Origin of the sequence: Roseibium sp. FZY0029 (assembly GCF_036350355.1) — a bacterium.
Classification (GTDB): domain Bacteria; phylum Pseudomonadota; class Alphaproteobacteria; order Rhizobiales; family Stappiaceae; genus Roseibium.
This window is the reverse complement of the sequence record NZ_JAZDVZ010000012.1, coordinates 114,738-128,810: the sequence shown is the minus strand read 5'-3', so window position 1 is coordinate 128,810 and position 14,073 is coordinate 114,738. Positions and strand designations below refer to the sequence as shown.

Here is a 14,073-nt window from a genome sequence, read left to right as displayed (position 1 = left end):
TGACTGACTGGCGGCGGCGACTCTCACATCCATCGCCGCCGCCAGCATTTTCTTTAGGGCCAACTCAAGCTAAAAGGATGGGATGTTGAGGATTCTTGTCATAGAAGACGACCCGGAAGCTGCAAGCTACCTCGTCAAGGGTTTGAGCGAACTGGGCCACACCGCCGATCAGGCGGCCGATGGACCAGCCGGTCTCGATATGGCGCTCGACAGAGACTACGACATCCTCATCGTAGACCGCATGCTGCCGAAGATGGATGGCCTTTCAGTCATCAAGGAGCTGCGCCGGCAAGGCAACCACACACCGGTTCTGATCCTGTCCGCGCTCGGTCAGGTCGATGACCGCGTCAAGGGCCTCAAGGCCGGCGGCGACGACTATCTTCCCAAGCCTTACGCTTTCACCGAATTGCTGGCCCGTATCGAAGCATTGGCCCGGCGCCCCAAGTCGGCCAGCCAGATTGAAACCACCTACACCGTCGGTGACCTGACACTCGACCGCATGGCCCATTCCTGCCGCCGCGGCGAAACGGAAATTCCCTTGCAGCCGCGTGAATTCCGCCTTCTGGAATATCTCATGCAGAACGCTGGCCAGGTGGTCACGCGCACGATGCTGCTCGAAAATGTCTGGGAATATCACTTCGATCCGCAGACCAACGTGATCGACGTTCATATCTCCCGTCTGCGCGGCAAGATCGACAAGGGTTTCGACACACCTCTGCTGCACACCATCCGGGGTGCCGGATACACGATCCGTGACGCGGCTCACTAGGTTTACCAGAACCACAGCTTTCAAGCTGTCGCTGCTCTACATTGCCGTCTTCACGGTGATGTCCGGCGTGCTGCTTTTCTACATTGCGGACAACACGGACAATCTGATGTCCGAGCAAGTGGTCCAATCCGTCGACTCGGAACTGAAGACACTTGCCGATGTCTATGTGCGTGGCGGTGTGCGGGATCTTGTCGAGACCATCGACACGCGCTCCCGCCATCCCGACGCCAGCCTCTATCTTCTGGTCGATTTCGCGGGCAATGCGCTGGTCGGCAACATCGCCCGCCTGCCCACCACCGTTCTGGAAGAAGCCGACGGCGGATTGCGGCGGGTGCGCTATACGCGGCTCGGTCAGGATTCCGAAGATGTCGAACGCCAGGCCATGGTGCGCACCTTTGAGCTGCGCGGCGGCTTCCGACTGCTGGTCGGTCGCGACCTGGGCGACCAGCTCCGGTTTTCCAACCTTCTGGCCAATGCCTTGCGATTGTGGCTTGTCGTCGTGGTGGTCATGGCGGCCATCACCTGGCTGTTTGTCAGCCGCCGGGTGATGAAGCGCATCGACGAGATTTCGGCCACCAGCCGCACGATCATGCAGGGCGAACTTTCCGGTCGTTTGCCCGTGGCCGGAAACAATGACGAGTTCGACCGTCTGGCGATCAATCTCAATACCATGCTGGACCGGATCGAACTCCTGATGCAGTCGATGAAGGATGTCACCGACAACATCGCCCATGACCTGAAGACACCGCTGACCCGCCTGCAAACCCGGATTGAAAACGCCCTGCGCGAAGCAAAAGGGGAGGAGGGCTATCGCGGTGCCCTGGAAGCGACACTGGAGGAATGCGATCAGCTTCTGAGGATCTTCAACGCGCTGCTGCGCATCGCACGGGTCGAATCCATGGCTCCGGCCTCGGTGATGGAGCCAACCGATCTCAACAAGCTGGTCGCGCAGGTTGCCGAACTTTATGAACCGCTGGTGGAAGACGAAGGCGGCAAGCTTGAAACCGATTTGCCCGAAGGGCTGATGGCCGATTGCAACCGCGACCTGATCAGCCAGGTGCTGGTGAACCTGATCGAAAATGCGTTGAAATACGGGCGGCCGCAAACCGGTGACTTGCGGATCTGCCTCGGTGGCCGCGAAGAGGATGGCCGCATTGTCCTCAGCGTCACTGACAATGGCCCGGGCATTCCGGAAAAGGATCAGGACCGGGTCAAGGAACGCTTCGTCAGGCTGGAAGAAAGCCGTTCGGAACCTGGAACAGGCCTTGGATTGAGTCTGGTCAAGGCGGTTGCCCGCTTGCATGGCGGAGACTTGCGCTTCATGAATGAGGACCCGGGGCTGAGTGCCCGGATCGATCTCAAGCCGGTAAAACCGGACAGCAGCAGGAGCGGGCATGAACAAGGCGGCACAGCCGGACAATCCGGGGAAGGGGACTAGCCAGGACGGTGCCCCGGGCATTCTGGCCGACCGGATCGCGGTTGTGCCCACGGCGCCCGATCCCGATCATGCAGCCCTTTTCCTGAAAGACCTTCTGTCTGATGCCGACGCCGGGGAGGCGCTGAAATCCCTTTTGCAGGAAAATCCGGATCTGGAAGGCTTCCTGCTCGGGATCATCGGCAACTCTCCTTATCTGCGCGATCTGATGCTCGCCGATCCGCCGCGCCTGCTTAACCTGTTGCAGGAAGCACCGGAAATCCGTCTGGAAAATCTCTTGTCAGACGCCCGCGAAGCGCGGGCGGAAGACGAGGCCGGCATCATGCGGACCTTGCGCCTTTTCAAGCATGATCTCGCATTGACGCTCGGTCTTGCCGATATTTCCGGCGCAATCGGCCTGACCCGCGTTACCGGCGCCCTGGCCGGATTTGCTGACGCAGCGCTGACGGCCGCCATCAGGTTCTGTCTTGGCGATCTTGTCCGCCGGAACAAATTCGACCCCAAAGACCCGGAAAAACCGGAAGTCGACAGCGGCCTTATCGTGCTTGCCATGGGCAAGCACGGCGCAAATGAACTGAACTATTCGTCCGACATCGATCTGATCGTTCTGTACGATCCGGCCAAGGCACCAATGGTCGGATCGGCAGAAGCGCCGGTGGAATTCGTCCGGTTGACGCGCCGCCTGGTCAAGATCATGCAGGACCGGACCGCGGACGGATATGTCTTCCGCACCGACCTGCGCCTGCGCCCGGACCCGGGGGCGACGCCGCTTGCCATGTCGGTTCCCGCCGCGCTGGTCTACTACGAGTCTCTCGGCCAGAACTGGGAACGGGCGGCGCTGATCAAGGCGCGGCCATGTGCCGGCGACATTCCGGCCGGTGAATCCTTTCTCCATGAAATCGTGCCGTTCATCTGGCGCAAATATCTGGACTTTGCGGCAATCGCCGACGTGCAGTCGATCAAGCGCCAGATCCATATGCACAAGGGCCACGGCGCCATTGCGGTTGCCGGGCACAACGTGAAGCTCGGCCGCGGCGGCATTCGCGAAGTCGAGTTCTTCGTCCAGACCCAGCAGTTGATCGCCGGTGGCCGCAACCCGGCGCTTCGCGGGCGGCGCACGCTCGACATGCTGGATGCGCTGGTCGAGGCCGATTGGATCAAGGGCAAGACACGCGACGAAATGGCCTCTGCCTATCGGTTCCTTCGCAACGTCGAACATCGCATCCAGATGCTCAACGACGAGCAAACCCAGCTTCTGCCCAAGGATGAGGAGGGTATGAAACGGGTGTCCGCGCTGATGGGCTATGACACGCTTGCCGGCTTCGAAGACGCATTGCTCCACCATTTGCGGACAGTCCAGCATCACTATGCCGAACTGTTCGAAGATGAGCCGGCGCTGTCCTCCGAACTGGGCAATCTGGTCTTCACTGGCGACGATCACGACCCCGGCACGCTGGAAACACTCGCCGGTCTTGGTTTCAAGCAGCCGGCGGAGGCGGCCGCCATCGTCAAGGCCTGGCATTTCGGCCGCTACCCTTGCACCCGTTCGACCAAGGCACGCGAACGGCTGACCGAAATGCATCCGGCGCTTCTCAGCGCGCTGGCCGCAACCGACAATGCGGATGCCGCGCTGCGGGCCTTCGACAGCTTTCTGGGCAAGCTACCGGCCGGGGTGCAGCTTTTCTCGCTTCTGAGATCCAATCCACAGCTCCTGACGCTTCTGGCGACCACCATGGGCGCTGCGCCACGCATGGCAGAGACGGTTTCCAAACGCGTGCATGTGCTGGACGCGGTTCTGGATCCCGCCTTCTTCGGCGCCATGCCGAGTGTGGAGGAGTTTCGTGCCGGGCTGGACCGGACGCTGTCTCAAGCCCGCTTCTACGAGGAAGCGCTGGACCGGGCACGGATCTTTACCCAGGAACAACAGTTCCTGATCGGCCTGCGGATGATTTCCGACACGCTGTCCGCCGACCGGGTCGGCTTTGCACTGGCACGGCTGGCGGAAGTGGTGGTCGACCGCATCCTGAAGCAGGTGATTGTCCATGTCGGCGAAAGCCACGGTACGGTGCCGGGCGGCAATGTCGCTGTTCTCGCCATGGGCAAGCTGGGCGGGCGCGAAATGACGGCGGCCTCAGATCTGGATCTGATCCTGCTTTATGAAGCCCCGGAGGACGTCAAGCAATCCGACGGCAACAGACCCCTCGCCATCACGCAGTATTACACGCGCCTGACTCAGCGGCTTGTAACGGCCCTCAGCGCACCGACGGCGGAGGGCTCGCTTTATGAGGTAGACTTCCGCCTCCGTCCGTCCGGTAATGCAGGACCACTGGCGACCAATCTCGACGGCTTCATAGCCTACCAGAAGAAGGAAGCCTGGACCTGGGAGCATATGGCCCTGACGCGTGGCCGCGTGATTGCCTCCACGACGCCGGAGTTCAAGCAGAAGATCGTCGACAGCATCAGCGGCACGCTGGTTCAGTCGCGCGACCTGACGAAGCTCGCTGACGATGTCCGCACCATGCGCGCCCGGATCGAGAAGGAAAAAGGCACCAAGGATGTCTGGGACCTGAAACAGGTCGCCGGCGGTCTGGTTGACATCGAGTTTCTGTCCCAGTTTCTGCAACTGGCACATGCTCGGGAAAATCCGGAGATCCTGGCCCAAAGCACGGAACAGGCGCTGGAGCTGTTGCGCGATGCAGGCTTCCTCACTCTTGGCGATGCAGGCCTGCTGTTGGAGGCTCTGCGCCTTTATCACCGCCTTACCCAGGTGTTGCGGCTGGCCCTGTCCGGCAAGTTCGTTCCGGCGGAAGCTCCGCGCGGTGTTCTGGACCTTCTGGTGCAGGCCTCCGGCAGCCCGACCTTTGCCCGTCTGGAAGCGGAACTTGCAGACCTTCAGGCAAAGGTGCGCGAGACCTTCGTGCGGCTGATTGGCGAGGTTGAAACGGTTAGCAGCTAGACGCGGATTGCCAAGCCGTCTTCATTGGGCTAGGGAGAGACCGCGCCGGCGGCCGATTTCAAGTCTTTTTGCGCTCATCTGAGCGATCCCTTTTCCATTTCCTGAGAAACGTCATGACTTTTTCACCTGATGAAGCGGTCCGTCGCCCGGATCGCAAAGGCAGCATCACGCTTGCCGGCAACCGTCTGCTTGCCTGGTCCGAATGGGGACCGGAAAGGGGCGATCCGGTTCTGTTTCTGACAGGGGCCGGCATGGCCGGCAGACTCGGTTTCGGTCAGGAGCATCTCGAAAAGCTAAACCTTCGACTGATTGCACCGGACAGGCCGGGCCTCGGTGCATCGTCCGCTGATCCCGACAAGACATTGGCAAGCGTCGCGCGGGACATAGGCGAACTTGTCGAAAGTCTTGGTCGAACCAGCATCCCCATGGCTGCTTTTTCGCAAGGCGCGCCTTTCGCGTTTGCAGTTGCAGCACAAGGTACCGCAAGTGCTCTGGCGATTGTTTCCGGTCAGGATGAACTCTACCACACGGAGTTTGCTGGCCGGTTGCCAGATCAGGTGACACAGATGACCCGGCACGCGCAGGAAGATCCGGCAGGGTTTGCTACGATGCTGGAAGGCTTCGCCGAGCCGGACGGCTTCTATGATCTTGTCCTGTCGATGAGTTCGCCGAAAGACAAGGCGGTCTATGGTGCTGAGCCCTTTGCCGCGGCTTACAGGCATGCGCTGCGCGAAGGCTTCAGGCAGGGGCTGAAAGGCTATGTCCTGGATACGCTTGCAGCGCTGACGCCTTGGGGCATCGATCTGGGCCGGATCAATTGTCCGGTCACGCTTTGGTATGGCGGCAAGGATGGGAGCCCAGTCCATTCACCTGACTTCGGTCAGGCACTCGCAGAGAGGCTGCCGAACGCAAGCCGCCGGTTCTTTCCCGAAGAGGGCGGCGCGTTGCTGTGGACCCACGCACGCGACATCCTGCGCGACCTGACGGCGGCACACGGCAAGGAGTGATCTTTGCTGCAGAACGCGAACCTCGCCCGTCTGGAGGGGGCCGGTCTTAAGTTGGGCGGTTTGTCTTTGTGTGGATGCCCAGGCTGGTGAGACTGCATTCGGAGGGTTTTACTGGCTGCACTATGACGTGCGTCAGACGGCTGCTTCCTTGTCGGCAAGCGGCAGCGTGAAGCTGACGGTCGTGCCTTTCTTGACTTCCGACTTGATCACCAGTGCGCCGCCGTGCAGTTCGACCAGCGAGCGGGCGATGGCAAGTCCAAGCCCAGAGCCCTGGTGGGTCTTGGTGAACTGGTTTTCCACCTGAACGAACGGTTGCGCAAGACGTTCGATATCGCGCTCGGAAATACCGATGCCGGTGTCGATCACTTCAAAGTGCAGCTTGTCGCCGCGCGGCCGGGCCTTGAGCGTGACTGTGCCATTGTCCGGCGTGAACTTCACCGCATTGGCCAGGAGGTTCAGGAGGATCTGCTTCAGCGCCCGCTTGTCCGCATGAACCGAGACATTTTCAACGACGTCGGTGGTGACGGTGATGTTCTTTTCGGTTGCCGCTCCGGTGACGATGCGGCTGGCGTCCTCGGCGGACTCCGACGCATTTACGGTTTCCGTCTCGATGGTCATGCGGCCGGCTTCGATCTTGGACATGTCGAGAATGTCGTTGATCACGTTCAGGAGGTAGGTGCCGGAGGAATAGATATCCTTGCAGTAGTCCGAGTAGCGCTCCGTGCCGACCGGGCCGAACATTTCCTGCGTCATGATGTCGGAGAACCCGATGATGGCGTTGAGCGGCGTTCTCAGTTCATGGGAGATGTTGGCCAGAAACTCCGACTTTGCCTTGTTTGCAGCTTCCGCGCGGGTCTTTTCTTCCTGGTACTTGTCGGCCATTTCCACCAGCTGGCGGGCCTGAACTTCGAGCGTCTGGCGGGACTTCTGAAGATCGGTCACGGTCGCCTTCAGACGCTTTTCGGAATCGACCAGCTTTTCTTCGTGCTTTTTCAGCGCGGTAATATCCGTGCCCACAGACACGAACCCGCCGTCCTTCGTGCGCCGTTCGGAAATCTGCAGCCAGCGGCCGTCTTCCAGTTGCGCTTCATAAGAGCCGTCCGGCTGGCCGCCGCGCTGGCGCAAGGTGACAGGGTGGGGCGCCACTTCCGCATTGGAGGCGGCCGCCATCACGTCCTTGTAAGGCGTGCCCGGCTTGATCACGGAATTCGGCAGGCTGTGCAGTGACTGATAGTTGGAATTGCAGATCACGAGCTCGTTGCGCGCGTTCCATAGAACGAAAGCTTCCGAGATCGTCTCGATAGCGTCCCGCAGACGCAGGTCGGCCATTCGGCTTTGTTCGGCCAGCTCGTGCTGCTCGGTGATGTCGATGCAGATCCCGATAAGGTGCGGCTCGGCACGGCCGGGCTCGGACTGGATCTCGCCACGGGCACGCAGCCAGATCCAGCTTCCGTCGGCGTGGCGCATGCGGAAGGTTTCGTCGACCAGCGTCTCGCCGCTTTCCAGCAGATGTTCGGCAAGGCCCAGAAGGTCGATGTCATCGGGATGTGTGATGTCGGCGACATCGGCGAAACTCAGAATGTCGTCCTTCGGTTCGCGGCCCAGCAACTCGTAGAGCGAGGACGACCAGAACATCCTGCCGCGCGACAGATCCCAGTCGAACAGACCGCAGCGGCCGTGGGTGAGGGCAGTATCGATGCGGGCGCGGGTTGCCGCGTACATGTCGTCAGCTGCTTCCGCGCGGGTCGCCTGGCTGAAGAAACCGTAGATGACCGCAAGCAGTACCAGAGATGTGCCGACGAAAAGGGTCACATTTGCCGACAGATCGTCCCGCCACTGGCCGAAGATTGCGTTTTCAGGCTGCAGGACAGCAACCATGCCCAACCGTCCGTCGAGGTGATGAACGGTCGCCAGAACCTGTTCCTCCCCCTTGCTGCCGCCCAGGTTGGTGACCACGGGCATGACGCCTGCGCGGGCGCCGAACACCATGAGCGGCTGCGACGGGCCGAGCAGGTCGCTGATCGGGCGGCTTTCAAGAGAAGGCTGGAGCGGGGCGGAGGCGACGATGGTGCCGGATTGGTCGGCAACAAGATAAATGCGGCCCTTGCTGGTTGCCCCGGAGGGCAGACTGTCGGCAAGGATGCGTTTCAAGGTTGTCCGGTAGCCCGTTTCGGGCAGGTCGCTTTCCGAAGACATGAGGCCGCTGGCAACGACGGTTGCCATCAGGCTCAACGTCATCTGCGCGGTTTCCTGGGTTCTGGTGTAGTCAGTGACCAGGTCGCCCGTGCGGAAGAGTGCCAGAATGACGATGAAGACAATGGCGAGGCCCGGTATGAGACGCCGCATCAGGCTGTCGGAACGGGCAAGGCTTTCGGCAAGGGAGCCGAGGATGGTGCGTAGAGGCAGGCGTTTCGTGCCTGCGTCTGTGTCCCACTCAGACTCCTTCTCGCCGCGCCGCGAAGATGCGTCGCCAGCTATTGCTCTCGCCATTGGAAGTGTGCCTCAAAAACCGCCACGCCGGGGTAACCCCCGAATCACTTCCATTTGAATCAAATCGTCGGTTCTTGTCCAGACCCGGCCAAGAATAAAATGGTTAACGCGAGCCCGATTTTCCGGTTCTTTCGTTAACTTTTCTCAGTATTGCAGACTACTGCAAGGTTCTGTCGACAATGTCGCGGCTGTCTCTCGACAGATTTTCACATGCGGAAACCCTCAGGAGGGCAGATTCAGCAAGGGAACTTCTTTGTGGGTCAAGTGCGCGCCACGAGCGGAAGCTCGTCAGAAGTCTCGATGCCACTTGTGGATTTCGCTTGTCGATCTCCAGAGCTGATTCGGCCACCAGTTCAAAACCGGCGCCGTCCGCACGGGCAAACTGAGTAGGGTTGCCGGTGGCGAAGGACTGCAGAAGCGACCGGACGCGGTTGGGATTGCCCGCATCATAGGATGGATCCGACATCAAGGCCTTGACCCGCTCCAGCGTTTGGTCGCCCGGGGCCATGGCCTGGGTCATGAACCACTTGTCCATGGCAAGAGAGCTGCCGGAGTGACGCTGCCGGTAAGCGGTAAGCGCTTCCTCTTCCCTTGGCATGTGATCTTGAACCAGCAGCGTAAGTGCCGCAAGCCGGTCAGTCATGTTGTCGGCTGAAGAGAACCGGGACCAGACAAGATCCGCCGCATCGTCCGCACCGGAGGCTGCATAATAGTGCAGGCACCGGTTTGCGAGCGACCGTTTTCCGGCGGCCTGTGCATCCGGCGAGTAGGATCCGCCGGAAGAGTGACCGGAAATGAACGGCAGCAGCGAGGGGCCAAGGCGGGTGGCGACCGCACGCCGCAGCATTTCTCGGGCCGCATGGATGGCGTCCGGGTTGACGTCCTTGCCGATTTCCTGGGCGATATCCGCCTCGCTCGGCAAGGTTAGCGCCTGCGCGCGCAAGGCTTCGTCGAGCTGGGTTTCATCCAGTACGGATGCGAGGACACCGATAACGTCTTCAGATGGAACGCCGTCCACACCATCGCGCACGAGGCCGGCAAGCCTGACAAGGTCCTGCATCGCCAGCGTCTGAACCGCTTGCCAGCGATTGAACGGGTCCCGGTCCTGTGCCGCCAGAAACAGAAGGTCCTTCGACTGGAGAGGCTGGTTCAGCCGGACGGGCGCGGAGAACCCGCGCAGGAGCGAGAGAACGGGAGCCGCGGCGACATTTTTGAAGACGACATCCTGATGGGCCCTGTCGAGCACCAGCACGTCGCCGTTCACCTCTGCACCCTCGACGGAACCTGTCTCCATATCCTCGCCATTTGGGCCGATCAGCCCGAAGCGCAGCGGGATGACGGCCGGTTTGCTGGACTTCTGACCGGCGAGCGGCGGAATTTCCTGTGACAGCGAAACGGAGAAGGTCTTGCGGTCGGGGTCATATTCCGTCTCCACCGACACCACGGGCGTTCCGGCCTGCTCGTACCAGAGCGAGAACTGTGCGAGATCGGTAGAAGAGGCTTCCTCGAAGCAGGCCAGGAAGGCCTCGATCGTGGTTGCCTCTCCGTCGTGACGTTCGAAGTAGAGATCCAGCCCCTTGTGGAACGCCTCTTCTCCCAGAAGGGTCAGGAGCATGCGGACAACTTCTGCACCTTTTTCATAAACGGTGGCTGTGTAGAAGTTGTTGATTTCGTGATAGGCTCGCGGGCGCACGGGGTGGGCCAGCGGGCCTGCGTCCTCCGGAAACTGATGCGATTTCAGCAGACGCACATCTGCAATGCGCTTGGCAGGGCGCGAGCGCATATCGGACGAAAATTCCTGATCGCGGAAGACCGTCAGGCCTTCCTTCAGGCACAACTGGAACCAGTCCCGGCAGGTGATGCGGTTTCCGGTCCAGTTGTGGAAGTATTCGTGCGCGATGACCGCTTCAATATTGGCGTAGTCCTGATCGGTTGCTGTTTCCGGATCGGCCAGAACGTATTTGTCGTTGAAGATGTTGAGACCCTTGTTCTCCATCGCGCCCATGTTGAAGTCCGAAACGGCGACGATGTTGAACACATCCAGATCGTATTCGCGGCCGAACACTTCCTCGTCCCAGCGCATGGACCGCTTGAGGGAATCCATGGCCCAGTCGCACAAGCCTTCCTTGCCGTGCTCGACATAGATATTGAGCGCGACGTCCTTGCCCGACATGGTGGTGAACCGGTCCGGAACTTCCGCGAGATCGCCGGCAACGAGCGCGAACAGATAGGCCGGCTTGGGATGCGGGTCGTGCCAGATGGCGTAGTGCCTGTCCGTGCCCTCGATGTCTCCGGCTTCTGCAAGGTTGCCATTGGCCAATAGAACCGGGCACTCCGCCTTCGAGGCTTCCAGGCGTGTCGTATAGACAGAAAGGTTGTCCGGACGGTCGAGGAAATAGGTGATCCTTCGAAAGCCCTCGGCCTCGCATTGGGTGCAATAGGTCGCGGATGAGCGGTAAAGGCCCATCAGCTTGGTGTTTGCATCCGGATCGAGTTCGGTCACCAGTGTCAGTTCGAACGGCTCGGCGGGAGGAGAAACAAGTTCGAGGCGGTCGGCGGTCGCGGTATAGGCGGTTTCCTCCAGCGTCTTGCCGTTCACGCGGATGCCGGCAAGCGACAATTCGTCACCATCCAGCACCAGCGGTGCGCCGGCTGCAGTGTCCGGCTGCCTTTCGACCTGAAAAGTTGAGGTAACGCGCGTCGCTTTGGGGACCAGCTCCACGTTCAGGGCAACGGTGTCGATGCGATAGAGTGGCGGTTTATAGTCTTCCAGCCGTATGGCCGGCGCCGTTTCGGAACGCATCGAAATCTCCTGCTGATGTGAGGCGCAAAGGCCTGCCAGAGCCTGCCTGGAGCGTTCTGGCCGGGGCCGGAAACGCACCCTCATGGAATTGTGAGAACGTTCTAGCCGTTAGCATGATCGCCGATTACGGCAAAGTCCTCTTTGACCTTCCGCAACGGCTGCGGGTTTGTCAGCCTTTTGATAATAGGTAAAAGCAGATGGGAGGTTTTGACGCCGGCCGGGGCATTGTCTATGTCATGGGCTTCGCAAGTTGCAGGGAACTTTTTTAATGAGCCGTTTGGACAGTTTTATTCGCCGAATGACGTCGCAGAAAATATTGCTCGAATTTCTGGTCGACAAGGTCAACGAGGTCGACGGACCGATCCTTGAGCTGGGGTTGGGCAATGGCCGGACATACGACCATTTGCGCGAGATTTATCCCGACAAGGAAATTTTCGTATTCGATTTCGCCATGGACTGCCATCCTAGCTGTGCTCCGGACGCGCACCACATGATCCTTGGCAATATTCGCGACACGCTTGTTTTCTGCGGTCCGCGGATCGGTGCGAAGGCATCGTTCGCCCACATCGACATCGGGTCGGCCGATCCGACCAACGATCTTGCGACCGCAGCCTGGCTGGCACCGGCAATCGATGCGCATATGGCTGTCGGCGGCATCATTTTGTGCGCGCTCGAGCTTGACCTTCCGCATTATGAAGCCGTGAAGAAGCCGGACGGCATTCACCGGGGACGTTACCATATCTACCGCAAGACATCAGAAGCCTGACCGTCGGGATTCTTCAGGAAGAGACACATGACCGCGCCGCTCAAAGGTATCAAGGTTGTCGAACTGGCCCGCATTCTGGCTGGGCCCTGGACGGGTCAGACCCTCGCGGATCTCGGAGCGGACGTCATAAAGGTGGAAAGCCCGCAAGGTGACGACACCCGGGGCTGGGGACCACCTTTCGTCAAGGACGAGACCGGCGCGGACAGGGACGCCGCCTATTTCCACGCCTGCAACCGCGGCAAACGGTCCATAGCGGTGGATTTCCGGACACAGGAAGGCCAGGAGCTTGTCCGACGGCTGGTGGCGGATGCCGACGTTCTGATCGAGAACTTCAAGGTTGGCGGACTGGCCAAATACGGCCTCGACTACGACAGCCTGTCGAAGGTCAATCCGAAGCTGATCTATTGCTCGATCACCGGCTTCGGCCAGGACGGGCCATATGCACACCGGGCTGGCTATGACTTCATGATCCAGGGCATGGGCGGCATCATGGATCTGACCGGGGAGCCGGAGGGCGATCCGCAGAAGATCGGCGTGGCCTTCGCGGATATCTTCACCGGGCTTTATGGTGTCGTCGGTGTTCTCGCCGCCCTGCGCAGGCGGGATGAAACCGGCGAAGGGGAGTGGGTCGACATGGCGCTTCTCGATGCGCAGGTCGGTGTGCTGGCAAACCAGGCCCTCAACTACTTCGTCTCGGGCAAGGCGCCGAAGCGGCTGGGCAATGCACATCCCAACATCGTTCCCTACCAGGTCTTTCCCGCCAGCGACGGACATCTGATCATCGCGGTTGGCAACGACGGCCAGTTCAGGCGGCTTTGCGCCGTTCTCGGCCTGCCCGGACTTGCCGACAACCCGCGCTATGCCACCAATGCCGCAAGAGTTGCCGCCCGCTCAGACCTTGTGCCGATCCTGACGGCGGAAACGGCAACCAGGGCCCGCGACGATCTGCTGGCCGCTCTGGAAGGCGAAGGCGTTCCGGCCGGTCCCATCAATTCCGTCGAAGATGTCTTCAACGACACGCAGGTTCTGCACAGGCATATGAAGGTCGACTTGCCGGCAACCGGGGTCGAAGGCGGCTCGGTTGCCTCGGTTCGCACCCCCATTCGGTTCCGGAACGGTCAGCTCGTTCTGGATCGGGCCGCGCCCTCGCTCGGCGAGCATACGGACGAAATCCTGAGGGAACTCGGCATAGCCACCGGTCCGAAATCCTGAACCAAGAAAGCACTCCAATGAGCACCCCGGATTACCTCAAGGTGGTCGAAAGTGAAGTCCTGGCAGATGCCTGGGGCACCTTGACCCGTCACCGGATCGAGTACAGGCGCAGAGACGGGGCCTGGCAGGAGCAGGTGCGCGAAGTCTATGAAAAGGGCCACGGTGCAACCTGCCTGCTCTACGATCCGGAACGGAACTGCGTATTGCTGACCCGTCAGTTCCGGCTGCCCATCTGGGCGGCCGGACGCGACCCGATGCTGATCGAAGCGCCTGCAGGTCTTCTGGAAGGCGCGCATCCGGAAGACCGGATGCGGGCGGAGCTGATGGAGGAGACCGGATTTCAGGTGTCCGAACTCGAGCATCTGTTTGATGCCTTCATGAGCCCGGGGTCGGTAACGGAATATGTGGCATTCTTCCGGGGCACATACCATCTGAAGGACAAGGTTGCCGCTGGCGGCGGCAAGGAAACCGAAGGTGAGGATATCGAAGTGCTGCACGTTCCGCTCGACCAGGCACTCGAAATGATCCGCTCTGGTGAGATCATGGACGTCAAGACAATCGTTCTGCTGCAGGACCTGGCCCTGCGACAAATGGCCGGCTAAAGGAAAAAGACATCGCGGCGGCAATCCTTTGCG

9 protein-coding genes are annotated in these 14,073 nt (G+C 60.5%); 7 read left to right on the top strand and 2 right to left on the bottom strand.

What is annotated here, in order from left to right:
- The first annotated feature begins 82 nt into the window (after nt 1–82).
- From V1T76_RS27025 to V1T76_RS27010, 4 genes are all read left to right on the top strand, one after another.
- A complete protein-coding gene (locus tag V1T76_RS27025) occupies nt 83–769 on the top strand; it encodes a response regulator transcription factor (protein WP_330563777.1) in 687 nt (228 codons plus the stop codon).
- On the top strand, nt 753–2,207 hold the full coding sequence (locus tag V1T76_RS27020) for a sensor histidine kinase (RefSeq protein ID WP_330563776.1): 1,455 nt from the start codon (nt 753–755) through the stop codon (nt 2,205–2,207). The genes V1T76_RS27025 and V1T76_RS27020 overlap by 17 nt, the downstream gene beginning before the upstream one ends.
- The gene (locus tag V1T76_RS27015) at nt 2,164–5,160 is read left to right on the top strand and encodes a bifunctional [glutamine synthetase] adenylyltransferase/[glutamine synthetase]-adenylyl-L-tyrosine phosphorylase (RefSeq protein ID WP_330563775.1); all 2,997 of its coding nucleotides are present in this window, start codon (nt 2,164–2,166) and stop codon (nt 5,158–5,160) included. Before V1T76_RS27020 ends, V1T76_RS27015 begins: the two co-directional genes overlap by 44 nt.
- Before the next feature lie 113 nt (nt 5,161–5,273).
- On the top strand, nt 5,274–6,167 hold the full coding sequence (locus V1T76_RS27010) for an alpha/beta fold hydrolase (protein ID WP_330563774.1): 894 nt from the start codon (nt 5,274–5,276) through the stop codon (nt 6,165–6,167).
- A gap of 132 nt (nt 6,168–6,299) precedes the next feature.
- On the opposite strand, the gene V1T76_RS27005 is transcribed toward V1T76_RS27010, so the two are convergent.
- Nucleotides 6,300–8,657, bottom strand: a complete 2,358-nt coding sequence (locus V1T76_RS27005; protein ID WP_330563773.1) for a PAS domain-containing sensor histidine kinase — start codon at nt 8,655–8,657, stop codon at nt 6,300–6,302.
- 157 nt (nt 8,658–8,814) lie between these two features.
- On the bottom strand, nt 8,815–11,460 hold the full coding sequence (gene pepN, locus V1T76_RS27000; protein WP_330563772.1) for an aminopeptidase N: 2,646 nt from the start codon (nt 11,458–11,460) through the stop codon (nt 8,815–8,817).
- A gap of 268 nt (nt 11,461–11,728) precedes the next feature.
- Between pepN and V1T76_RS26995 the strand changes: the two genes are divergently transcribed.
- The 3 genes from V1T76_RS26995 to V1T76_RS26985 are packed head-to-tail and all read left to right on the top strand — an operon-like array spanning nt 11,729 to nt 14,040.
- Complete coding sequence (locus V1T76_RS26995; protein ID WP_330563771.1) at nt 11,729–12,226, top strand: class I SAM-dependent methyltransferase; 498 nt, start codon at nt 11,729–11,731, stop codon at nt 12,224–12,226.
- A 27-nt stretch (nt 12,227–12,253) separates the two neighbouring features.
- Nucleotides 12,254–13,438 carry a CaiB/BaiF CoA transferase family protein gene (locus V1T76_RS26990; RefSeq protein WP_330563770.1) on the top strand — a complete coding sequence of 395 codons (1,185 nt, stop codon included), beginning with the start codon at nt 12,254–12,256 and terminating at the stop codon, nt 13,436–13,438.
- Between the two features lie 17 nt (nt 13,439–13,455).
- On the top strand, nt 13,456–14,040 hold the full coding sequence (locus V1T76_RS26985; protein ID WP_330563769.1) for an NUDIX domain-containing protein: 585 nt from the start codon (nt 13,456–13,458) through the stop codon (nt 14,038–14,040).
- Nucleotides 14,041–14,073: the final 33 nt, after the last annotated feature.

Coding starts and splice junctions, on each gene's coding strand:
- V1T76_RS27025 (WP_330563777.1), top strand. CDS start 83: ATGTTGAGGATTCTTGTCATAGAAGACGACCCGGAAGCTGCAAGCTAC.
- V1T76_RS27015 (WP_330563775.1), top strand. CDS start 2,164: ATGAACAAGGCGGCACAGCCGGACAATCCGGGGAAGGGGACTAGCCAG.
- V1T76_RS27010 (WP_330563774.1), top strand. CDS start 5,274: ATGACTTTTTCACCTGATGAAGCGGTCCGTCGCCCGGATCGCAAAGGC.
- V1T76_RS27005 (WP_330563773.1), bottom strand. CDS start 8,657: ATGGCGAGAGCAATAGCTGGCGACGCATCTTCGCGGCGCGGCGAGAAG.
- pepN (WP_330563772.1), bottom strand. CDS start 11,460: ATGCGTTCCGAAACGGCGCCGGCCATACGGCTGGAAGACTATAAACCG.
- V1T76_RS26995 (WP_330563771.1), top strand. CDS start 11,729: ATGAGCCGTTTGGACAGTTTTATTCGCCGAATGACGTCGCAGAAAATA.
- V1T76_RS26990 (WP_330563770.1), top strand. CDS start 12,254: ATGACCGCGCCGCTCAAAGGTATCAAGGTTGTCGAACTGGCCCGCATT.
- V1T76_RS26985 (WP_330563769.1), top strand. CDS start 13,456: ATGAGCACCCCGGATTACCTCAAGGTGGTCGAAAGTGAAGTCCTGGCA.